Origin of the sequence: Priestia sp. YIM B13491 (assembly GCF_042787605.1) — a bacterium.
GTDB classification, from domain to species: domain Bacteria; phylum Bacillota; class Bacilli; order Bacillales; family Bacillaceae_H; genus Priestia; species Priestia megaterium_E.
In genome coordinates, this window is record NZ_JBHZOR010000006.1 from 247,846 (window position 1) to 271,475 (window position 23,630).

Genomic DNA, 23,630 nt, shown 5'->3' on the forward strand with positions numbered 1-23,630 from the left:
CGGTTATTTGTAATCTCTCAGAAACCATTCACTCTTCCACCGGCTTCTGCTCATCTGTTAACGTATCAATTTTAGTAATTTGAAGTTTGTCTTTGCCAGCAGCTTTCACATGATAAATTCGTTCTTTCTTAAACTGCGTGCTTGCATCATATGAGTCGGTGAACGTATATACTTCGTTTGTATAAATGTCGTAGGTTCCGTCGTCATGTGATTCTGTCTTTTTCACTAGAAACTGATCGTTAGCAAACGATACGTTTTTTCCGGCGAGTGATGTGATATAGCTTTTTAGCTGTTTATAAACTGGCTGACCCGAGTCAATATAAGGAGCCATCCCACTAAAGTCTCCGCTGTTTAAGCTTGAAAAGTAAGCAGCTTTATAAGAAATAAAAAAGTTTTCAAGATCCGTTTTGCTTACAGCATCTGGCTTAGGCTGTTCATTTTTTAACGACTTCGTGCTGGCCGTAGCTTTTATGTTTGAGCTTGTTTCTGCCGTTTGATTGTCACGATTCATATATACAATCGTCAGCAATAAGACAAGGACGATAGCGCCTCCTATTAAAATAGGAAAAGTGCGCCGTGATGATTGCTGCTTTTTGAGCATGGGAAAGTCTGCGTAGGCTGGCAGCGTAACAGGGTTTATATTTAACTTCAACCGAGCTAATGACCCTTGTATTTCCATGCTTTTTACACTGGCAAGCGGCTGAAGCGCTAAAAATTCTTCATATGCAACAATAAACTCGTTTACTGCTATTCCTTTATACATGCCGTAAATTCGGTTCCATAGCTCTCGACGCCGAGTATCCTTGATATCTTCACTCAGTTCGTTAAAAAATGGTCGTGATTTTTTAATAAAAGCCGCTAACCACGTTTGATGAACGTCGACTTTGTGAACTCCATTTAGGTCGTTAAGTGATTGCTTTAACTTGGCGTGTTCATTTGCATCGTTTTGGCTAATGACTTCCATACTGCATTCCGTTTCTTTTAATATAGTAGAAAGACTCTTACTCATTTTTTCTTGTAGCGCATCAAACTGACTGCGAACATCAGGCCAGTGAAGTTCGAGTAACTGTTTTTGTGCAGTCGTGACTTTTCGAATACTTTCATTTAGCTCATGCTGCTTCGTGCGAAAGGCGGTCGCTTTTTGTTTGGTCACTACTTTATTTTTGCTTAGCTGATGCCACTCTTGCTTCAAGCTCTTGTCTTCTTCGAGTACTGTGGCTATCGCTCGTTTTACATATTCATGCTTTTTTTGAAATTCAACGAACGCTGACAAATACGTATTCCAGTTTTCCTTCATTTCTTTTAACGATGACGTGTTAGCATGTTTTTCTGTTAGTTGAAAAAAGTCGTTTCTAAACGCTGCCATATCCGCTTCAGAAAAAAGTTCTTTTCCCAAAAGCTCTGTCACATTCCTATGTATATTTGTTAACTGTTCAATCTGTCCCATATTGCTTTGACGCTTTTTTATGTACTCCGGATAATCGTTTGAAAGAAACGTTAACATCATATATTCAATGTTATCCATGTTGTACTCTGTCCGTTCTTTTTCCAGTTCGTCATACACTTTCTGCAAATGACGTTCTACTATGGAGAGAAATTTTTCTTTATCCATCCCGTCTACTTCTTCTTTTAGCATGTTTAAAGATTCCTTTTCTCCAATAAGAGATTCCTTTTCTTTATATAGCTGTATCCACCTTTCTAGTAAATGTGCTGCTGATTCATTCCAGTGGCTTGTATTCATCTTTTGCTTCACCTGTTGTTTTTATTTTTATCCTTTCTTAACTATACAGGAATTGAACAGAAATTCTATTACAATTTTATTACTCTTGAAAAATCAGGTTCAAGCTTTCTAGAGCCGCTTCTAGCGTTTGTTTGTCTCCTTGATCGTAACTGTGTGCCACCAGCACTACGGTTGTAAATACGGCTTTCCATTTTGCTAGTCTGTGTGTTTCTTCGTCCACTTCACCATATTCTTTAAAAAACCGTGTTCTTCCTTGAGGAGGTAAAAAGCTATAGGCAATCGCTAGGTCAACTGCTGAATGACCAATATGAACATCCCCCCAGTCAATAATGCCTGAAACCATATTGTTTTGATCAACAATCATGTTCTTAATATGAATATCTCCGTGAACTAGTACATGTTTTTCTTGATACTTAATTTCTTGTATGTCATTTACATAGTCTTCAAGAACCCCTTGGTTAGAATAAAGGTTATGCTCTTTCATTTGCTTAACATATTTCTCTAGCGCAGGCTTTCGCTTCATCATGTCAAGCCGATTTAGCTCATCAAACGGCACGAGCTCTTGGGCTTTTAAATGAGAATAGTGATGCAGCGTACGAAGAAACCTTGCTAGTACAGAAGCGGATTGTATGCGCTCTTCTTCTGTTAATCTCGCAGGCGGAGTTCCTTGCACGTAGTGATAGCCCGTAAACGGCCAAGGATATCCTGCATTCGGCTTACCGAAAAAAATGGGCTCTGCAATCGATAGAGGCAATTGAGAAGCAAGACTTGGTAAAAGCCGATTTTCCGTTTTTAGTAGCCTCACTGCTAGTTCTCGTCTAGGAAACCGGAAAACAAACCGGTCGTTTACTTGATAAACCGTATTGTCAAAGCCGTAGCCAAGCAGCGAAATTACAGCGGGCGCAAGTTCTGGAAACTGCGTCTCGATTAGCGTTTTGGCAAGCGGTGCTGATACGATTTGTTCTGCATCCCATGCATTTGGCACTGTGATCACCTTTCTTTAACGTGAAGTTTGTATGTAAAGTATACTATAAATAATTTTGACCATAAAAACCCTCTGACGCAAAGCCAGAGGGTTTCAGTGAGTATATAAATAAGATAGAATGCCTTAGAACGGCACACTACGCCTCTAAGTTAGTAGCCTACGGTACGTTTACTACTTAATACGTACACCAAAATACCTCATCGGCTGTTTCTTCAACATGCTCCATCTTAATAAAGTTCAATAAAAGATCCGTTTGGTCATTTCCTGTATACTCATCTTGGTCAACATTATAAAATTGAATAAGCTCGACCTTGTACATACCGTTTTTAATATCAATTCTATACTTAGAACAGTTTTGATCAGGCACAGACTGATCTTCAAACTGGGCGGCCATCGTAAGGCAGTCATAATCTACGAGATAAAGCTGATGATTGGTTACATTTATATAACCTGTTGCTTTTCTAAAGTATGTACCTATATCCGACTCTGTTTCAATCTTCACTTCTACGTTCCAGGAGTGTTCAATTCCTTCTTCTGTCATTTGACATACTAGGATATTTCTCTTTTTCATTTCACTGCCAAAATGGTTCAAAAGCTGATCTAGCTCCCAATCCTCATCGACAAATGATTGATATTCTTTTGCATTGGCCACTCCGATAAAATTGGTATCGCCAAAATCCATAGAAAATTTCATTTTATCTCCTCTGCTCTTTAAAGTAATTTTTATTATCCATTAACATATATCCGCAAACTTCTTACACGCTTTCTCTAACTCTTCTTTTTTAGCAAGCTGACAAATCCACTCTTTAGGAATGCCATCCAGCTGATAATATGCTCCTGCCATAGTACCCGTAATAAAGCCAATTGTATCTGTGTCTTCTCCTAAATTCACAGCAGTAAGTACAGCTTCTTTGTAGTCATCACTTTGCAGAAGAGACCAAAGCGATGCTTCTAGCGAGCTGACGACGTATCCGGTTGACCCGATTTCCTTTCTCGCTGCGTTCGGCAAGCTTAGGTTTAACACTCGTTCATACGCAGTGAACTCTGTTTCATACTCCGTATCTCTTAACTGCTTTTGACAGAGATTTACCGCTTTTTCATATGCTTCAAAAGGCTCGTCGCCGTCAAGAAGACGAATAAGCAGCTCCACGTATAGAATGCAGCCAAGCGTAGAGCGCATATGGCGGTGCGTAACGTGCGCAATTCTTTCTATTTCTTCTTTTCTTTTTATAAAGCTAGGTTCCTGACGTAGTGTAAACGCAAGCGGGGCAATACGCATAAGCGCTCCGTTTCCGTTGTCGTATTCAGCGCTTCCTCCCCACTCTTCTTTAGGAAGACCGCTTTTATAGCGGCGAATCGCTTCGCTTGTTGCGATGCCAATATCAAACATTTCTCCGTACGGCGTCCAGTAGCCGTACGACCAATAGTTCGCAAACTTTTGCATTAAATCATATTCATCTTGTTTTTCTAGTAGATTATCAATCAAGCACATCGTTAAAGACGTATCATCTGACCACGTTCCTTTAGGCTGGTTATACGTACCGTAGCCTGTCATAGTTGTAATTCGAAATGAATCGCGCTTTTTAAACTCAACTGGAACGCCTAAAGCGTCTCCGACAGCTCCTCCTAGAATCGTAGAAAGTACTTTTTTATGTAGCGTCATGTGATCAACTCCTTTCTATTATTGTAATTGTTTGATTTTGGAATTTGCAAGAGACACCCTGCCTAGACGCTTTTTCTTCTTTATAAAAAGGAATTTACCAGCGTTCATCTAATTTAAATAAGAGGTAAAAAAACATGTGAGGTGCGGTAGATGATTCATTTTTTTGAATATAATTGGCAAGTGAGAGATGAATGGTTTAGCTGGTGTTATCAACTTTCTAGAGAAGAACTGTTGAAGAAGCGGACTGGAGGAACGGGAAGCATTTTACAAACTCTGTTTCATATTATTGATGTGGAAGACAGCTGGATACGCGCCATCCAAGGTAAACCAGATATCGTTCTTTCTTTTGAAGAACACGATACGCTCGAAAAGCTTCAAGCACTCTCTTCCGCACATAGACCCGAAATTGCCGACTTTCTAAGTCATTTGAATTTTTCCAACAAAAGGTACGTAACAGTCCCTTGGGATTCTACTTCTTACACGGAAGCTGACATTTTGCATCACATCATCATTCATGAAATCCATCACATCGGCCAGCTTTCTATTTGGGCAAGAGAGGTGAATAAACAGCCTATTTCTTCTCACTATGTAGGAAGAAACATAAAAGACATTCCTTCGTACTTCTCTAAAAACAATTGACCAACAAGAACAAACGTTCTATAGTAAATATATGGAGGTGAAAACGATGCGACCTGAACTTACAAAAGATTTACTTATCAAAGACTTTACCGATTTTTACTGGCTCAAAACCGAGCTGCAGCAATTTTGCCGTGAAAACAACATGAGCCCGTCTGGATCTAAAATGGAACTTTCAAAAAGAATTGAAGTGTTTTTAACAACCGGTGACACTCAACACTCAGGAGCACCTTCTAAAAGACGCTCGTCCTCTAAAACACAAGCGCCGCTAACATTAGATACCGTCATTGGAGAAAATCATCGCTGCAGTCAAGAAGTACGGGCTTTTTTTAAGAAAGCCATTCATCCTACGTTTCATTTTTCCACGTATATTCAAAACTACTTTAAAGAAAATGTAGGGAAAACCTATCGAGATGTGGTAAAAGCGTGGCATGAAGAAGAAAAACGAAAAAAGCAGCCTTCTTATCAAAAAGAGATTGCGCCTCAGTTTGAGTACAACCGGTTTATTCGCGATTTTTTTAAGGATCCGAAAAATAATGGAAAAAGCCGCGATGATGCAATTGCAGCGTGGAAGCATTTGAAACTTCAGCCTGGAAGCAATCAATACCGCTCTTAAATCAAACTCTACATATAAAGACCATTAAAACACCACCTCAAGAAAAGGTGGTGTTTGTGCACGCCTGTAGATTTCTTCACATACGCATGTGCTGTTTGTTGCGGCGTAAAATCTTTAGCTATAAACGGACTCTTTTTTAATTAAACCAAGCGTCTGTGAAGTAGACGCATGAATTTCGTTAAAGAAGTCTGGATGATCAACTAATGACATGCCGTAGGAAGGAATCATTTCTTTTATTTTTGGCTCCCACTTGTTCATGTTTTCTGGGAAGCATTTTTCCAATACTTCTAGCATAACGTGAACCGCCGTTGACGCACCAGGAGAAGCCCCAAGAAGTGCAGCAACAGAATCATCAGCGGCACTTACAACTTCTGTACCAAACTGAAGCGTTCCTTTTCCTCCGGCTTCCGTGTCTTTGATTACCTGAACACGCTGGCCTGCTACAACGATATCCCAGTCTTCGCTTTTAGCGTTCGGGATAAACTCACGCAGTTCTTCCACACGTTTTTCATTTGATAACAGCACTTGCTGAATTAAATATTTTGTTAACGCCATTTCTTTGACGCCTGCTGCTAGCATGGTTAAAATATTATTCGGCTTTACAGAACTGATTAAGTCCAAGTTTGAACCAGTTTTTAAGAATTTCGGTGAAAAGCCGGCAAATGGACCAAACAACAGCGTCTTTTTATTATCAATATAGCGTGTATCAAGGTGCGGAACCGACATTGGCGGAGCTCCGACTTTGGCTTTTCCATATACTTTCCCGTGATGCTGCGCAATCACTTCAGGGTTATTGCATACCATAAATAATCCGCTTACCGGGAATCCTCCAATATGCTTGGATTCAGGAATACCTGTTTTTTGAAGTAAAGGCAAGCTTCCGCCTCCACCTCCGATAAAGATGAACTTTGCCGTGTGGTACTCAACTTTGCCGCTGTCTACATCTGCGACTTTTACTTCCCACATACCGTCACTTTTACGTTTAATATCTTTTACACTTCGTTTGTAATGAACGTGAACCCCTTTATTCTTCAGATGATCAAACAACATGCGTGTTAAAGCACCGAAGTTTACGTCTGTCCCCGAATCAATTTTAGTTGCGGCAATTGGTTCATTTGACGTGCGCCCCTTCATGATTAGCGGAATCCATTCTTTTAGTTTGTCAGGACTGTCGGAATACTCCATTCCTTGAAACAACGGATTGTTTGACAGCGCTTCAAAACGCTTTTTCAGAAACGATACATTTTTTTCCCCTTGTACCAAACTCATATGCGGAATTGGCATGATAAAATCTTGCGGATTGCGAATCAACTTGCTGCTTACAAGATAAGACCAAAACTGTCTTGACAGCTGAAACTGCTCGTTAATTCGAATCGCTTTTGTTATATCTATAGATCCATCAGCTTTTTCTGATGTATAGTTTAGTTCGCACAGCGCAGAATGGCCCGTCCCTGCATTATTCCATTCGTTCGAGCTTTCTTCCCCTGCGTCTGCGAGTTTTTCAAATACTTTAATGTCCCATTCAGGTGCTAACTCTTTGAGTAATGATCCCAAAGTTGCGCTCATGACTCCGGCACCAATTAAGATAACGTCTGTTTTTTTCTGTACGTTGCTCATTATAACCTTCCTCATCCCCTATATTTGTAAAAAGATGTAGGCGCTCCTGCTTACGTAGTAAAAAAATTCAGGTGCGACCTAAGAACACACCTTTTTCTGTCTCACTTATAACTATATCACAGTATAATTGTCTGATGATTATAAACTATTCAAAAATGATAAAAAAGTGAGAAAATCGCCCACAAATTCCAAAAAACTTATTAAATTCCGTCTGCATTTTCTTTTATTAGTAAACTTTTATACCTACTTCTAAGTGGCAAAGCATTGATCAATAAAATAACAAACTATTCCAAAAATTCAGCTTAAAAACCAAAATAATTGTCTTGAAAATTTCACCTACTATAACTATACTCATTTAAAAGAACAAACAGCACTATAAATAGAAAAGCCTTCATTCTTTTTGACTAGTTATACGTAGATGTATTCATATATGTATAGAGCACCAGCTTATCCAGGTGCATTTTTAGAAAAATAAGTATATATTACAACAGCTAATTCTCAACAGATATTGCAAGTTACAATATCTATGTCATATAACATACCATGAAATAAGTGAATAAGTAAATGATTATTCAGAAATTTATGTTATAAAACCTAACATGTATGTTGACTTTTACATAGGACATACTTAACAGTACTTTACATGCTTTTCATTTTAAATTTGTTTAATTGCCTTGTTCATGCGCCATAGTTGTTGCTGAGTTCAATCAAAATAAGCCACGATTAGCACGTGACTTATTTTGATTCTTATTGAGCTGGTTGAATATCATCTTGTGTAAACGTCCAAATACCACGATTTTTACTAAAACCGCTAAATTCAAACTTAAAATCGCCTTCTTTTGGTATATCAAACGTTGCAATACCGCTTTGTTTTTCTCCTGGTGAAATGTTTCCGTTCAAATGATTCTCTGTGGCACCAGAAACAACTGTAGCAAAGTATTGAGTGTCTCCTTTTTGAATATTAAAATGAAGTAGCTCACTTATTTTATGATTTTTCTTTCCTTTATTCTCAATCGTAATATTCATTTTGATAAACTGTCCGTTTTTATTTTTAGATAAATCATCATCCGCTAAGACTTGTGGAGAGTCTACTGTAATCGTAAGATCATCAACATTAGCAGTTTCACCTAATTTTTGGGTGACCGTATTGTATAATTTATCCGTTTTTTCTTTATCAAACTTCGCATCAACATTTAGCCCTTTATCGTCCGATTTCTTTTCTGATGACTCAGCTGAGTGTTTCTCATTTCCACTAGCCTTTTCTAATTCTCCGCTCGAACAAGCCGCAAGCCCTAATACTAGGAAGCATGTACTTGCTCCTATTAACCATTTTTTCTTACTCATTACGGGTTCTTCCTTCTTTCAATTAGTATTTTATGTATAAAGAGTTAAATATACGTAACTCTTAATCCAAAAATAGGATATACCAAATACTAACAATCTGTCAAAAGTAAATATATTACAACTGTTCTATATATTAAATAAGGACCTTCTGCTCAAAACTCATTCATTAGACAATAGCAGTACTCATATACCTTAGCAAATTGCCATTCATCATCACGTACTTAAGTAATGTTACTATTCCACTGAAGGGTTATGATCGGCTTTTACATGCTTTAGTCCTTCTATTACTTTATTCATTCGTGGCAATAAATCTTTTATTTCGTCTAATGTTAGCTCGTTTTTCGCTTCTTTTGGGTTAAATTTCCCTAACCTCCCTGTTATACCTCTAATGTGCCCAACGAAAACTTGCTCATGGGTAATTGCAATTTCTCCAATAGCAGTATCCACAATAAAATCTTCTACCTTGCCTAAATTATCAAATTCATCCGTTAGTTTTGCTATAGCATATCTATACCCTCTGCCTTCATCTAACAATTCTTCATATGTTTCCTGAATTGCATCAAATATTTCATTATACTCCCAATCTTTCAATAGTCTTCCCCTCCAATAAAGTAACCATTTTCGTCCTTCTTTACCGCATCATCAATTAATAATATACCTTTTATTTTTTCAACTAAATTCAAGTTCCTACCTATTCTCTCTTTTTTAATCAAGAGGGCCTTATAGGGATATGTGTTCGATTAGCAAAATCCTCATTATACATTCCCCTTTAACGTTATTAATCCTCCACCGTAAAACAATTCGCACCAAACTTTGTATAAAGCTAAGCGGCTCAAACTAGTTCATTATGATGTAAGTAAAATCTTTTCATTTGAATGTACCTCTTTCATCTTAACAATCGAAAAGAGCCAATAGCGATAATACTATTGACTCCCTTTTGTAAGACATGTTTCCGAATAAGTTCTCAAGAAATTTTCAATATACTAATAGGCTTTCCATGATCTCGACCGCTTTCTAGATTCACATGCCCGCCATTTACTTTAGCCATTTACCTTTCGGTGGCTGCTTTAACCACTTCAATAATATCACAAAAATCTCGTGATGATTTTTCAGTTTCACCATTTTTATACATAAAATATCCTTCCAACCCTCTATGAATAATAGCAAACATAGTAGGGTGAAAACTTTTATCGGTGGAGTTAATAAGAAACTGGCTAAATTGAACAGCAGACTCTAAAGAATACTTTAGTTTTTCATTTACAACCTGAATCATAGCACCCTGTATCTCAACAGGTGTACTATTTTTTTCATGCCCTAACCCATTAAACATTCCAAAAAGGTACGCACCCAAGATTTGCTTTTCTTGTTCATCATTGCTGTCTATTTTAAAAACCTTATCTATAGTAGTGTTTGTAATACTTATACATTCATTGAGGAAATCTTTATTTTCTGCCAAAAACTTCACTCCTTATCATATAATTTTTATATCTCTTTTAGGATATTCTCCCGTTCATCCACATGGAATATAACCATCTATTAATTATACTTTTTTTAAACATTTCTTCCGTAAACACCTTTATGCCAACCTGAACCTAAATTTCTTTTTCCCATATTCTATTTTCGTCAATTGCTAGTACGAGATGAACACCGCCTTTTCCGTAGCGTATCATGTAAATTAAATACTCCTCATACTGTCGCTTTTAATGTTTTGAATTCTCTGATCCTTTAATTTAAGGATTTTTCATATAGCTTTCTGCTATATCAATATCTTTTGTCATTTCTAATTCCGGAAATTTTCGATCCAATTCTCTTAAGCGCTTAATTAGTTCTTTACTCTGTATAATCTCTGCCACATCTCCAAACACTTCACTTATCCAATATAAATCCTCTTTACTACAATTTTCTAAATATCTTATAGTATTTTCCTCATTTTCTGAGAGAAGTTCTATTATTTCGTTCCAACTTTTTTGTATACCATAATCATCATTTAGGTTCATTTTTTTCTTTCGTTTAATATAACTCCCATTTTACTTGCTATACCCATATTAATCCTCCAAACTCTATCTACATTTTTTTAGTACACATTGATTATCTGTTACGCTCTCTAAGCTCATTAACTGCTTCTTGTAGCCATTCCCATACATTCTCATAAGTTGGATAGGCTACACTATTGATAGTAATCAATATATTCTTTAATTTAGCAGCTTCTATATCCTACCGGGTTTGTGTTAGTACTTCTCTTATGTAAGGCAATGTTTGTTCAAGCTTGTGAATGCCTTTTAACTGTTCAAAAGGCGTCATTATCTGAAGTTGAATTAGTTTTTCAAGACCTACTTCCTTTAGCAAACACTACTACGATTTATGTTTTCAAAATATGGTGCTTAGTCGCTGTGCTTCAATTGCTTTACTATATATTCGGGGATCGTTCCCCGTTTATAAAAGCTAGATTTTTATCATATATCCAAAACTCAGTAGTGAGTTCACAACACTTTGTCACTTAATTCCGCATTCAGCTGATAGAGTGCCTTTTTAGGTAATGATAAAAAGATTATATACATAAACTACGTTTCACTTCTGCCAATAAATCTATCAGCTCAGTTTTCTCTGGGTTTTTCTCCATTTCCTTATGTACATTTATATCTAAATAATCATAAAATGTTTCAAAATCTAAAAAAGCTATTTGTTCAATTTTAACAGCTGGATACCCTAACTCTATCAAAACATGTTTTTCATCTAGTAGTCTAGGCAGTTGCGCCATATCATATTCATCTAAATCAGACTGAAAAAGAGCAAAGACAATCTCTTGTCCATAACCTTTGCTTTCAGCAAAGCTTTTTAATGCTTTTTCTAGATATTTTCCATTTATGAAATTAAAATAGATTACCATCAATTTATCAATCTCTTCTTTACTTTCATTTACTTGATATTCTCTACTCATTTTCGCCCTCCCGTAACATTATATCTTTAGTTAATTAATAATAGGGAATTCTTCTTCATAGGGTGAGACAATCTCCACTATGTCTTCTTGTCATAAATCTTCTTCATTAACAAAAATTGAGTCAATAAGGTCTGGACAGAGAACATTCCATTCTAGAATTTCTATATATTCACTTTTCAAAAAAACTTTGAAAAGAGTATATCAAGTTTTTTGTAATCGTTCGTCTTCTTTCTTGACAAATTATCACCATCTTCATTGTGTCTATTCATCACCCAGTAAAATGTCATCTCACCTAAGCTCGTACTCCGTTTTTCTATTTTATCATTACACACAGTACTCCCTGACGGTACAACCATCATGAGTTTTTACTTTTTAACAGCCTATTTCAAATTGCAACATCCTGGTAACCTACTTCAGCTACTTTTTCATTTAATAAACGAATCCCTAGCCCATTTTCTATATCCCATGTACAATTAAATGTAAGTCCAATATCCCGACCGTCAAAAGAACCTACATAGGGAACAACTATTCCATCTAAACGTATCATCTCTGATATTTCATTAGTTGTTTCAACGAATGGATAGTGTTCATTTACTTCAATATCATAACCTAGATCCTGACGCTCTTGTTTGTAGTAGTCTAATATTGATTGCAAAAGGCTTTGTTGTAACTGTTCCCAATTTTGCATAAGTGAAGTATATGCTGCATATTGTTCCTTATCAAACTTACCATTCTCAGCACCTTTTACCATTAGCGCTATCTCAACTTCATGGTCTAAAAAGACAATGCTAGTATCCTTAGACCACACCAAATCATATTCAAGCTCACCAAAAACCGCATCATTTATTTTCATCTTATCTCTCCTACTCCACCACTAATTGTCATTTCCACAACGTACTTTAAACAAATAGCAAGTATTATAAGACTGTCTCTTGTAAAAATACAAAACGTCACCTCTCCTATTCTTGCTCTTATTACATTAGTATTAAAATAGCATCTCTTAATGGCTTTCCTTAATGAGCTATTAATTCAAATTCAAGGATATCTTTAACTGTAAACCAGTCACTCATACTTAGAAAAATAAGTATCTCCTAATGCTGTATAAATCCATGTACTTGTTTCCAAATTGTTCTTCGGTAACGGAACTAAATCTAGAGCAGCTATATAGCTCTCTATTGCTTTATCATCTTTTCCTTTTTCAACAAAAGCATTTCCTTCACTACATAACTTTACAATTTGGTCATACACTTGATCATTGAGTGCCAATACAAATCCCTCCCAATAATTATTTACCATCCACCTCAAATTGATATGGTAATACCACTGAACCATTAGTAGTACACTCTACATCTCCGATTAACGCTTAAAGGACAAAGTTTTTCAACCTTGTTCTTTAAATGACTAGCTTATTTTATTTAAACGCCAAACCCCATAAGGGTTATAAAAAGGGTCATCACTTTCAAACAGCACACACGATTCTTCCCTTAATTGAAAAACCGGAGCTTTAGGATCAACACTAAATGTTTCTCCACTATTAAATACAGGATTTTCGATCAACGTATATAGGCAAAAGGTTTGAAACAACTCTACTGTTTCAGCTGGATTGGTATTAGATGTAGATGTTAGTAAATCTTTATAGCCAAAATTATGCATACCACAGGTGTAAAACACATCTTCTTCTCTAGACATTTGAACGAAAGCAGCAAATGCTCTGTTCTCTGTACCATTGTTAACGTATTCTAACCAATTATCTTTGGTAGTGGCCTTTCCAGATGACTCAACGTTCACTGCTAAACCGCCCGATTGAAGGACTGCCTTCCCGACACTTATAATTTCAAAAACTTGCTCAAGTGATCCACCTTCTGCAATAATATATGCCATACTACGGTGATTTTGAAGGGTTTCAATATCATCTTTAGTAAATGTCCCATTTCCACAAAGCTCAAACGCTTCAGCTACATGAGGAATATGTTCATTAACAAATTCCACTTGATAAAAATATTCAGGCGTCTGTAATTTGCCTATATGTTCCCCTAGGTATACAAACTCTTGTTGACTTTCGTTAAATTTGTCTTTAAATGCTTGTCTATCTTTCCATGTGCCCGGTATTCCCAAAATAATTTTCGGATTATTTTCCACGCTCTCACCCACTTATAATAAATTAATTTATTGCTAGCTGTTCTTCAAAAATAGCTCAATTCGCTTAATTTGAATAGCATGCATAGATTCTTCTTTGAGTTTTTCAAGATTTTTTTGTAATTTGTCTAATGGTTTTTATAGTTTTCAAGAAAAAAGCACTTCTGGATTTATTCAGAAGTGCTTTTACTATCCCTTATTTAATAAGCATATTTGCCTTTAGTTTTCATCAACAACTCTTCAATAATCTCTTTTTTAAAGAGAGGAATCAATTAACCTTTTATATTATATTTATCTTTTATCTTAAAAAGAAGTTCTTTCACGTTTTCAGTACGCTCAGGATGTTTTTTAATGTAAAATTGGCATGCAGTTTGAAGATATTTACATAACTCTTCATAATCTACAATATTTTCTATTTCTTCATCTACACCATAGTAGAATAGAACTCTATTTTCTCCAAAAAATTCTTCATCATCTCTATCAAATTCATCTGAATATACTACACCCATATAATCCCGTCTTTCGACATATTCCTCCAAAAAGCCTTCTAGTATCCTAACAAAGTCATACTCCATTACAAAATCACCAAGCACATCAATAACTGAACCTTTATGGAGCCCTTGCTCCTCATACATTCGAATCAACTTATTTTTATCATCAAAAACAGTACTCATTGTATTATCTCCTTAGTTCTGTCCAAATTTCAATACTGGATAAAAATTTTCTATTTCCCCGGTATCAGTATTTTTAAATCCTTCAAACTTCAATCCATTACTTGAAACTCCCCGAATCATTTGTTTATTTGTCTGGCCTTTTAATTGTTTAACTCTTGACGATTCAATACCTTCCTCCATTGCTTCATTCCCCAATCGAACAATTTCGTCACTGGATATTAAAGCAGGGTCATAAACCGTTTTCTTATGAGGAGGTTTATCTTCCTTTGGTACAAATTTAAATTCTCCGGTTCCTTGTCCTCTATAATCTTTTATCTCAACTTTTAATCTATACTCTATATCGTATACCCCTTTAACATCTGGATGCTCATCCTTCTTAACTTCATCTAATTTATATTGATCACTATTATCAAAGTATTTTTTAAATTCATCATAGTTATGTCCACCACTTACACCGTGACGTTTTGTACACTTTTCTACTTTCCCAGTTAAATGCTCAATATAGTAGCCTTCTTTATATCTTATATTCCCCTTAACCACCGCATCCTGATCATAAACCCCTTCAACATCCGCTTTACCACCAGGTTTTTCCACTTTCTCCAACGCTTTGGACTGACCTTTCGAAACATTCCCCATCTTATACGTCGTTAACCCATTTAACGCTTCACCAACGGTCTTTCCAGGTAACTCATCTCCTATCCATGACAGTTGAGGTTGAGGACGTAAAGTCGGTATCTCAGCATCTAGTAAAGGTTGAAGCTGCTTTTGAACAGGTTCATACACCTTCTTCGACCAATTGCTTGCTGCTTTTGGGCTGACGACATTCCGCATGTCACTCAATGTTTTGGTGGCTTTATGTGCAGGTACACGCGGAACGTTTGTTACCATTGGAACAGCTTTTACGGCACCTACTGGTTTCGCTCCTCCAATTATACTTGCAAACAGAATCATGCTGTTTTCCCAGTGCTCTTTTGAAAGAGGTTTGTCAGGATTAAGTGCCTGCTGCCCTACATCTAGAAGTCCCATCGTTGCGTGATTGACAAAGTCATACGGTGAATCAAACGATTTTTCCCCTCTTTCATCCAATCCTTCTTTGAGAGCGATAGCTCCATCAAACCCACCTACCGTCACAAGGTTTCCAAAGTCATACCAGGAGTTGTCCCATTTATCTAATCGCTGTTCTATTACGGTCAAAAAGTCTTGTGCTACTCCTTTATTACCCGTAACTGTACCTTTTGCTAAGGTGACAGCACCTTCTCCTACGTCCTTGACTACAGCTTTTATACCAGTTTCTTCTTTTTTAGCTTTAGGATTTTCACAGATTTCTGTAAAGTCAAAGGATTCAGCTGTTTTTTTAGTCCCAACACTCCTAACCTGACCCTGACGCATCACCGACTGCATAAGCATTCCCTCAACGCCCGTAGCGTTTTGAAGAATCTGTTGAGACGCTAGCATGCCTACAGTTGAAGAATCGTTGAGCGCCTGCAGATATGGACTTTTTTCAAGTTCCACCGCTTGCTCTGCAGGTGACAGTTCCGCTAGTTTTTTCATGTTAGCAGGTGCTGTATCCTGCTGAATTTGCGTTAGCACTTCTCTTATGTAAGGCGTCGTTTTTTCAAGCCTGTGAATTTCTTTTAACTGCTCAGCAGGCGTCATTGCCTGAAGTTGAATCAGCTTTTCAAGGCCTACTTCCTTTATCACTTTCTCTTGTTTTTCTTTTCTTGTCAAGGTTGTTTGAATGCCTTTTTCAAAAACCGAGACGCCTCCTGAATCGGTCATCGCTTTTTTCGCCAACGCGCTCAGCTCACTTACATTGCTCGGCTGAATGGAACCATTTTGAAACCCAGCTTTCACTTTAGAAAGCAGCGAGTTTAAAGACGTCAGCTGATCTTGAATGACTGAAAGGCTTTGCGTTTGCTGTTCGTCAAAACGGACTAAATCGTTCATCGTTTTGTCCGCTTTGTTTTTTGCTTGTTCTACTTCTGTTAAAAAACCTTGGTCGTTAAGCGCTGAAACTGAAGCAAGGTGACTGACTTTTTGAATCGCTGCATTCGCTTGATCGACAAGCGAAACGGTTGTATTTCTTGTTTGATTTAAATGCGCAGGAATAGTGTCTTGTAGAAACGGCTGCGTGATGTAGCCGTCTTCGCTCGGTTCAAATGAGCGCAGCGCATGTGTGATTTGAGTTAGTCGAGCTTCATAGGAAGTGAGTAATGAATGATACAGCGTTAAAAAAGAAGCATGTCCCGTTTCGTAAAAAGACCGAATCGCTTCTCCTCCTTTTCCTTTAAACGCATCATCTAAGCTTGAAAATGCCTGAACCTGTGAAATCAGGCCCTGAATTTGTTCTTTTTGACTTTTAATAGAGTCTAAGATAGCTTGAATATTCTCGTGAAAAGCATCGACATCAAGTGTTTTCAATAATCTGTAACCTCCTAGCTGTATCGATGTAGAAAAACAACAAACGGTTAACGAACAACCGCCCGTCATTTTTCTAAACCTAAGCGGACGCTCCTCTTTACAAGGCTTGCATCATCCGCTAGATAAAACCTTTTTATTTGAATGCCAAATCTATGCTGGTTGAAAGGTTGTTTTTGATAGCTTTATATAAAATATGAACATTATTTAGCGGCGTTTGCAGCTTTTTCATCTGCTTCTTTTATGGACTGCACGGATTTTTTGGTGGCGTTCAAATCATCGAGGAGCGTTTGCTTGTAGTCCACAATTAACGTTTGAAGCTGCTGGTTCAGCTGGTTTAATTCATCGAGCACCGCTAGCTCTTGTCCGCTTCCTACGTGAAACGGAAAAAGCGGCTGAAACTGCTGCGCAGAAGCGCTTAGGTCACTAAGCGTTCTATTAATTTCACCATCTATTACTTTAATTTCGTCTGCCATATTGCATCACACCTTATCTTTTGCTTCGTCTTCTTGCATTTTAATGGCGCGTTCCATCCCTTGTATATCTGATTGAAGCGCCGTAATTTTTGCATCAATTGTCGTGAGGGCATCCGTCAGCTGACGGGTCAGCAAATCATCGTATTCATCTAACATAGCAGTGCGGATGTCTTCAAACCTAACAGCAAGGCTGCCTGACCAAGTGGCGGAAGTGAGCTCTGGTTCTTTTACCTTTTCCTTTGCACGTTCAAGCTCTCCTTTGACTTCCGTTAACGTGTTTTTACTAGCCGTAAGCTGCTGGATATCTTCATGTGCCTGCTTCACTTGAGTATATAGATGAGCAACAAACATCTCATTCATATGATGACACTTCCTTTATATCTATCTCTTGGGTCTTCTAACAGTAATTCCCTTTTATAACTTATCAAATAAAGAAAGAGAGCACATCAGCACGTTTTCTTATATTTTTTGGGAATAATGTAGGTTTTTAGTTCAATACCCACTCTTCAGGATAAAATAACCAAAACTATCTTACCATTGACAATTTATCAAGATTTTTGGACTACTTCACTTGTTATTTCCACGCCACTAAAAGGCCTTTTTACACAATTTTTTTGTTAAAACGCATTCATCCTTTCTATTTCCAAATATTTAAACATGCGCTAGTATATACATAATATAAAGAGGAGGTTGAGTATGAGAGAAAAGCTCGTAAGACTCGGTTATTTACTGGGATTGGCTCTTGTTTTGTCCGGCATTTTATATTTTTTCGCATCGAACTGGCAAGGCTTTGACCGCTACACTAAAATTGCGCTGAGTGTGGGGCTGATGCTGCTGTTTTACGGAAGTGCGTTTGCAGTGCGAAAGCTGCTTCCTCAGCAGGCGTTTTTAAGTCACTGGACGCTTTTGGCCGGCGCTCTTTCATTTGGATTAAGCATCGCGCTTCTTTCTCAAATTTACAACACGCACGCTGAATCGTACTGGCTGTTTTTAATTTGGCTTGTGCCGGTTATTTTGTTTAGCTTTTTTACAAAGTATCAGCCATTTTACGTGTTATCGTTTATTTTATTTCAATTCACCATGGCTTTTTTCATTTCACCAACAGGCGCAGTTTCACACCGAGGCGAACATGAAACAATTTTACTTTACGCAGGAATGGCGCTTGTGAACTTACTCATCTTTTGGATCATAAAAAAGAAACAGCGCTCGTCTCCTGTGATCATGTATGCGGCGTTTTGTTTGTTTCACTACATTTTTTTAACTGTTTCCCTGCCGGATTTCACAGGCAGCTCTAGCTTACGGATTGGTCTTATTATTTTTTATTTGCTGTTTTTACTAAGCTCCTTTTTTTATTTTTCAAAAGTGGAGCCGCAAAGGTCGTTTTTAGGAATTTCCATTGTGGCATTTGCTTTATTTGTTATTGAACAGTTTTTCTCTTTTATTTTTAAACACTACGCTGAGTGGTCACTGTTCTTAGCTTTAGGATTCGTGATTTTGTTTATTGGTGCAAGCGTATGGTTTGTCAAATGGCTCACTGCCAACACGTCAGCACAAAAAACCTCGCTCCGCGTCATCAAACGAATAGCGGTGATTGGGATTACGGCCATTGCATCGGTGATCGGCAGCAGCTCTTTAGGAGGACTTGTCACACTTATTACAGGAACGTACCCAACAAACGGAATGCTTGTGATTGGCGTTTTGCTGATTGTGGCATGTTATTTGATTAAAGCAGATATTCCAACCGTGAAATATACGCTTTTAATGATGGGCGTATTAATTAGCGGCGGCGCTTCTTTTTTTGTGAACGACATTCTGTTTTTTATCTACGTCATCGCACTTGTAGCGCTTTTAGTATTCACGAAGCATACGCCCGTTCGCCTGTTGCTTTTTGTGCTAGTGCAAGGGCTTCTGTTAATAAAGGTTCCGACTGCTTACTATGACACTATCAAAATAGATTATGTGCTGCTCGCTTTGTTTCTATTAAATGCCGCTGTGTACGCGATAAACGTACACCACGCGTTTAAAAAAGCGGCGCTGCTTCTTGCTTTTATCTTTTTACTGTCGCTGACTGAATTAAGCGAACCTTCTTTTTTAAATATTATTTACTGCACGGTGTTTTTTGTGATTTCGACCGTCTTTTTATTTGTGACGGTACGAAAAGAGCCAAAATACGATTTTATTGTCGGCATGATTTTCTGGTTTGTTTTTTTAGCGATGAAATATTACGACTTTGTGTGGGATTTATTTAATAAATCACTTGTGCTCGTTATTTTAGGTCTGATCTTTCTTTTCCTAAGCAGGAAATGGGACCTGTCAACGCCTGATCAGCCGCAGCCGTCGTTTCTTGACCGCAGCCGAACCGCTGTATGGGTCATCATTCTTGTTCAGCTTATTATGCTGGGCGGCATTTTCACTAAAAACGAAGTACTTCTTCAAAACGGAAAAGAAATTAAGCTCGCTTTACAGCCGATCGATCCGCGCTCGCTGCTGCAAGGCGATTATGTTGAGCTGAATTACGACATTGCGCACGTTACCTTACCTCATGTGAAAGACGGAGAAAAAGTGAAGCTCGTTCTTCGTCCTGACAAACAAGGCGTGTATAAATACGCGAAAATCTACCAAGCGGATGATGACTGGAATAAGCCGTATACTTCTAAAGAAAAAGACGTTGTCATTACGGGCAGCTATCACGACTGGGGAATTCAGTACGGAATTGAACATTATTTTATTCCAGAAGGAACCGGCAGCAAAGTGGAAAGCGAAGCTCGTTTTGCTACTGTACGAGTTGGAAAAAATGGAGATGCGATCGTTACAAAAGTAGGCAAATAAAAAAGCAGCCGCTTCAACATTGAAGCGGCTGCTTTTTGTTTTAATTGATAAATACGCCGATGGTCATCGTTAGAATAAGAATCACAAAGAAAATAATGATTCCATAGCCAATCCATTTTATTCTTTTGGGCGTTCCTTTTACATTCATATCCGTTAATTTTCCTTCAATACGCTTTTGATGTTCAGTAACATCATTGTATTCATTGTTAGGTGAAGTGATATTACCCTTCCTTTCTATTTAATCGTTTTCTTTCTTCTAAGAGCTCTTCGTATCTTTTTTCAAGACGCTGCTTGTCTTTTCCTTCTGGCGTGATAGAAAGCTCGCTAATCACTTTTGTTAATTCTAGTTGAAGCGCAAGTTTCTCGGCTTCATTTTGCTGCTGTGACGCTTTTTTGCTTTTACCCGTGTCTTCAATCGCCGCGAGCTCCGCTTTGGACTGTTTTAACGTCAAAACATGCGTCGCAAGCTTTTTAACAAAATAGCGGTCGTGCGTCACAAATAAAATCGTCCCTGGATAAGCTTTTAACACTTCCTGCAGCGCTTCTTTTGTATGAAGATCAAGATAGTTGGTCGGTTCATCTAAAAGAAGAACGTTATAGTTTCCTAAAAAGACTTTTGCTAATGCCGTTTTGACTCGTTCTCCTCCGCTTAGCATCTCTACTTTTTTATACACGTCTTCACGTTTGAAAAGTAAGCGCGATAGCACTGTACGAATAAACTGCTCGGTGTACGGACTGTCTTCTTTAATGTTTTCTAAAATGCTTTTAGCGGGATCTAGATTTTCAAGGCGCTGATGAAAAAACCCCAGTTTTACAGGCTTCGCAACCGTGATTCCTTCTGTTCGCTGCTCAATCATATTCAGCAGCGTAGATTTTCCGGCACCGTTTTTGCCGACAATCGCTACTTTCACTCCTGGCTTCACACCGCCTTTTAGATTTTGAAACAACATATGATTACCAGCTGATGCTGATACTTTGTCAAAGCTCAGTACCTGCTTGCTGTGCACTTGGTGAAACTGCGATAGGTCAAAATGAATTTCTTCCATTTCTTTTGGCTTTTCTTTTTTCTCCAGCTTTTCAATTCTTGTTTCAATCGCTTTTGCGCTTCTATCTAGCTTCGCTTTTTGTTTTCCGACCGCTCGCTTATGAAGTCTCGCTTCAGAGTTCCCCATGCGGCTCGGCGCTTTTTTAAGCGACTTTGATTTTTGGCTTTTTTCTTCAGAGGCCAGTTCAAGCCGCTGCTTTTCTTTTACATACTGTTCATATTCAAACTGCTGTCTTTCAACTGCGTGTTTTTTTTGCGTCACATATTCTTGATAATTGCCTTCATAACAGTGAATTTTGCCGTCTTCTACTTCCCAAATAGACGTACAAAGGCGGTTTAATAATTCTCGGTCATGTGAAATCAGCAGCAGACTGCCTGTAAAAGACTTCATTTCTTCTTCAAATTTCTCTACGCCTTTTACATCTAAGTGGCTCGTTGGCTCATCGGCTGCAAGCAGTTCCGCGCCGGATGAAAGAGCAGCTGCAATTTTCTTTCTTGTTTCTTCTCCTCCGCTAAGAAAGTCCGCTTCAGTTGGCACACTCCACTGACTTTTCATCTCAGGAGAAACAGCCGATGTAGCTTGAACATCAAGCTGCGGAATCAGTGAGGAACGGCCATATGTTTGCACAATCCCTTGATCTGGACTCATTTTTTTCATTAAAATATGAAGCAACGTCGATTTGCCTTCTCCGTTTTTTCCCACAATTCCAATTCGCTCTCCGCGATGTACTTGAAGTTTCTCTGCTTGAAACAGCAGGCGATCTCCATAGCTTTTTTCAATATTTATAGCTTCTAACAATAACATAAAAAAACCTCCCTAGGATTTCTAGAGAGGATTAGAGGTCATAATTAGGCATACGCAAATATGCACCCTTTTATAGAGTAAAAAAAGGGAGAAATCACTTCATATAAGACATATAGAAATGGCACCTAAAAATGTACAGACTAATCCTATCTAGACAAATGTTCATTTAAAATAAAGTTTTAAAAGAATGTCTAAAAAAATAGGATTACTTATCCATTGTCTACGGTACCTTTCCTTTCTTAGTATAAAATGACTTGCTTCTTACAGTGTATGATGAACATTTTTAAATGTCAATATCCATTTGGATGATATTCCCTTCTTTTCCTAAGCATGAAAGATCCTCAGCTGATCTCAGCCGAGGATTCTTTTATTACACGTATTGGTTCACTTTCCCTGTAAAGTCAGGCAGCCACTCGCCGTGTGCTTCAATTAAATCATCGCACATACGAATGATGTCATCCATGGATAATTCCGCATTTGTATGAGGATCTAGCATCGCTGCTTGATAGATGTGCTCTCTTTTTCTAGTGACAGCTGCTTCAATAGTTAATAATTGCGTATTAATATTCGTGCGATTTAACGCCGCAAGCTGCTCTGGTAAATCTCCTACATAAGTCGGCATAATACCGCTTCGGTCTACAACACATGGAACTTCTACGCACGCTTTTGTCGGCAGGTTACTAATTAAACCTCCGGTATTTAATACGTTACCCGCAAATTTAAACGGCACGTTTGTCTCCATTGCTTCAATAATTCTAGAGCCGTACTCATGCGAACGTGTATGAGTTAGCTGACTGTTGTTAACCATTTCTTCTCTCATGGATTCCCAATTGCTAATTTGCTCTTCGCATCGGCGCGGATATTCATCAAGAGGGATATTAAACTGATCAACAAGATTTGGATATTTGTGTTTAATAAAGTATGGATGATACTCTGCGTTATGCTCAGACGATTCGGTAATATAATAACCGAACTTATCCATTAGCTCAAAACGCACCATATCGTGATGCTTTGTTCTTTGCTTTTCTTTTGCCAGACGCTTAATTTCTGGATATAAATCTTGTCCATCTCTTTTTACTTCTAGCAGCCATGCCATATGGTTAATGCCTGCGATTTTCTCTTGTATTCCTTCATGATCCATTCCGAGAGAATCAAATAAATCTTTTGTACATACTTGAACACTGTGACAAAGGCCTACCGTCTTTACATTTGTATAGCGCAGCATTGCACCCGTTAGTGTTGCCATTGGATTGGTGTAATTTAAAAACAGCGCATCCGGACATACTTCTTCAATATCTTTTGCAAAATCAAACAGCACTGGAATCGTGCGCAGTGATCTGAAGATTCCTCCAATTCCTACTGTATCTCCAATCGTCTGACGCAAGCCGTATTTTTTAGGAATTTCAAAATCAATGACGGTGCTTGGTTTGTAACCGCCTACTTGAATGGCGTTAATCACATACTTTGCTCCTGTTAAAGCTTCTCTGCGGTTCAAATAGGCTTTAACCGTAATATTCACTTTATAGTTTTCTTTTAGATTGTTTAGCATATTTTCCGAATCTCTTAAACGCTCAGCATCTATATCGTATAGCGCAAATTCAAAGCCAGCTAAAGCAGGCACAAACATGCAGTCTCCTAAAATATTTTTTGCAAAAACTGTACTTCCCGCTCCGATAAATGTGATTTTAGACATTGTCATCTTCCTTC

At 37.8% G+C, this 23,630-nt stretch carries 20 protein-coding genes and 2 pseudogenes; 3 read left to right on the top strand and 19 right to left on the bottom strand.

Translation table 11 applies throughout. From position 1 onward, the window contains the following. Positions 1–28 precede the first annotated feature (28 nt). The 4 genes from ACFX4E_RS21680 to ACFX4E_RS21695 all read right to left on the bottom strand — a co-directional run bounded on the left by ACFX4E_RS21680 (position 29) and on the right by ACFX4E_RS21695 (position 4,389). Positions 29–1,741, bottom strand: a complete 1,713-nt coding sequence (locus tag ACFX4E_RS21680; protein WP_377259618.1) for a TcaA NTF2-like domain-containing protein — start codon at positions 1,739–1,741, stop codon at positions 29–31. A 79-nt stretch (positions 1,742–1,820) separates the two neighbouring features. Next, positions 1,821–2,726: a phosphotransferase gene (locus ACFX4E_RS21685; protein WP_377259615.1), complete on the bottom strand. Its 906-nt coding sequence runs from the start codon at positions 2,724–2,726 to the stop codon at positions 1,821–1,823. Between the two features lie 175 nt (positions 2,727–2,901). Further along, a complete protein-coding gene (locus ACFX4E_RS21690) occupies positions 2,902–3,408 on the bottom strand; it encodes a hypothetical protein (RefSeq protein WP_377259630.1) in 507 nt (168 codons plus the stop codon). 51 nt (positions 3,409–3,459) lie between these two features. Then, positions 3,460–4,389: an ADP-ribosylglycohydrolase family protein gene (locus ACFX4E_RS21695; protein WP_377259612.1), complete on the bottom strand. Its 930-nt coding sequence runs from the start codon at positions 4,387–4,389 to the stop codon at positions 3,460–3,462. A 150-nt stretch (positions 4,390–4,539) separates the two neighbouring features. Between ACFX4E_RS21695 and ACFX4E_RS21700 the strand changes: the two genes are divergently transcribed. Further along, entirely contained in the window at positions 4,540–5,028 is a 489-nt protein-coding gene (locus ACFX4E_RS21700; protein ID WP_014459715.1) for a DinB family protein, read from the top strand. Between the two features lie 46 nt (positions 5,029–5,074). Next, positions 5,075–5,641, top strand: a complete 567-nt coding sequence (locus ACFX4E_RS21705) for a DUF6434 domain-containing protein (RefSeq protein ID WP_377259609.1) — start codon at positions 5,075–5,077, stop codon at positions 5,639–5,641. A gap of 114 nt (positions 5,642–5,755) precedes the next feature. On the opposite strand, the gene ACFX4E_RS21710 is transcribed toward ACFX4E_RS21705, so the two are convergent. From ACFX4E_RS21710 to ACFX4E_RS21770, 13 genes and pseudogenes are all read right to left on the bottom strand, one after another. Continuing rightward, complete coding sequence (locus tag ACFX4E_RS21710; protein WP_377259606.1) at positions 5,756–7,258, bottom strand: malate:quinone oxidoreductase; 1,503 nt, start codon at positions 7,256–7,258, stop codon at positions 5,756–5,758. Positions 7,259–8,005: 747 nt separating this feature from the next. Then, a complete protein-coding gene (locus tag ACFX4E_RS21715) occupies positions 8,006–8,602 on the bottom strand; it encodes a DUF4352 domain-containing protein (protein WP_377259603.1) in 597 nt (198 codons plus the stop codon). Between the two features lie 234 nt (positions 8,603–8,836). Further along, the gene (locus ACFX4E_RS21720) at positions 8,837–9,193 is read right to left on the bottom strand and encodes an Imm3 family immunity protein (RefSeq protein ID WP_377259601.1); all 357 of its coding nucleotides are present in this window, start codon (positions 9,191–9,193) and stop codon (positions 8,837–8,839) included. A gap of 457 nt (positions 9,194–9,650) precedes the next feature. After that, positions 9,651–10,058, bottom strand: coding sequence for an Imm48 family immunity protein (gene imm48, locus ACFX4E_RS21725; RefSeq protein WP_377259598.1), 408 nt, complete (start codon positions 10,056–10,058; stop codon positions 9,651–9,653). Positions 10,059–10,332: 274 nt separating this feature from the next. Beyond that, a pseudogene (locus ACFX4E_RS21730) lies at positions 10,333–10,646 on the bottom strand (hypothetical protein). A gap of 504 nt (positions 10,647–11,150) precedes the next feature. Next, a complete protein-coding gene (locus ACFX4E_RS21735; protein ID WP_377259595.1) occupies positions 11,151–11,540 on the bottom strand; it encodes a hypothetical protein in 390 nt (129 codons plus the stop codon). Between the two features lie 385 nt (positions 11,541–11,925). Then, on the bottom strand, positions 11,926–12,393 hold the full coding sequence (locus tag ACFX4E_RS21740) for a DUF6985 domain-containing protein (protein WP_377259592.1): 468 nt from the start codon (positions 12,391–12,393) through the stop codon (positions 11,926–11,928). Positions 12,394–12,605: 212 nt separating this feature from the next. Continuing rightward, a pseudogene (locus ACFX4E_RS21745) lies at positions 12,606–12,806 on the bottom strand (tetratricopeptide repeat protein); the annotation flags it as partial. Positions 12,807–12,941: 135 nt separating this feature from the next. Then, positions 12,942–13,679 (bottom strand): DUF4261 domain-containing protein, encoded by a 738-nt coding sequence (locus tag ACFX4E_RS21750; protein ID WP_377259589.1) that lies wholly within the window; start codon positions 13,677–13,679, stop codon positions 12,942–12,944. Between the two features lie 269 nt (positions 13,680–13,948). After that, positions 13,949–14,350: a ribonuclease toxin immunity protein CdiI gene (gene cdiI / locus ACFX4E_RS21755; protein ID WP_098999515.1), complete on the bottom strand. Its 402-nt coding sequence runs from the start codon at positions 14,348–14,350 to the stop codon at positions 13,949–13,951. Between the two features lie 12 nt (positions 14,351–14,362). Further along, the gene (locus ACFX4E_RS21760) at positions 14,363–16,771 is read right to left on the bottom strand and encodes a T7SS effector LXG polymorphic toxin (protein ID WP_377259586.1); all 2,409 of its coding nucleotides are present in this window, start codon (positions 16,769–16,771) and stop codon (positions 14,363–14,365) included. Between the two features lie 200 nt (positions 16,772–16,971). Then, a complete protein-coding gene (locus ACFX4E_RS21765; protein ID WP_216889627.1) occupies positions 16,972–17,244 on the bottom strand; it encodes a DUF5344 family protein in 273 nt (90 codons plus the stop codon). A 6-nt stretch (positions 17,245–17,250) separates the two neighbouring features. Continuing rightward, positions 17,251–17,604 carry a YwqH-like family protein gene (locus ACFX4E_RS21770; protein WP_377259583.1) on the bottom strand — a complete coding sequence of 118 codons (354 nt, stop codon included), beginning with the start codon at positions 17,602–17,604 and terminating at the stop codon, positions 17,251–17,253. A 336-nt stretch (positions 17,605–17,940) separates the two neighbouring features. On the opposite strand from ACFX4E_RS21770, the gene ACFX4E_RS21775 reads away from it, so the two are divergent. Then, entirely contained in the window at positions 17,941–20,073 is a 2,133-nt protein-coding gene (locus ACFX4E_RS21775) for a GDYXXLXY domain-containing protein (protein ID WP_377259580.1), read from the top strand. Between the two features lie 221 nt (positions 20,074–20,294). Here the strand turns inward: ACFX4E_RS21775 and abc-f are convergent, their stop codons facing one another. Beyond that, positions 20,295–21,923 carry a ribosomal protection-like ABC-F family protein gene (abc-f, locus tag ACFX4E_RS21780; protein ID WP_377259577.1) on the bottom strand — a complete coding sequence of 543 codons (1,629 nt, stop codon included), beginning with the start codon at positions 21,921–21,923 and terminating at the stop codon, positions 20,295–20,297. A gap of 370 nt (positions 21,924–22,293) precedes the next feature. Beyond that, a complete protein-coding gene (melA, locus tag ACFX4E_RS21785) occupies positions 22,294–23,616 on the bottom strand; it encodes an alpha-glucosidase/alpha-galactosidase (RefSeq protein WP_014459694.1) in 1,323 nt (440 codons plus the stop codon). Positions 23,617–23,630: the final 14 nt, after the last annotated feature.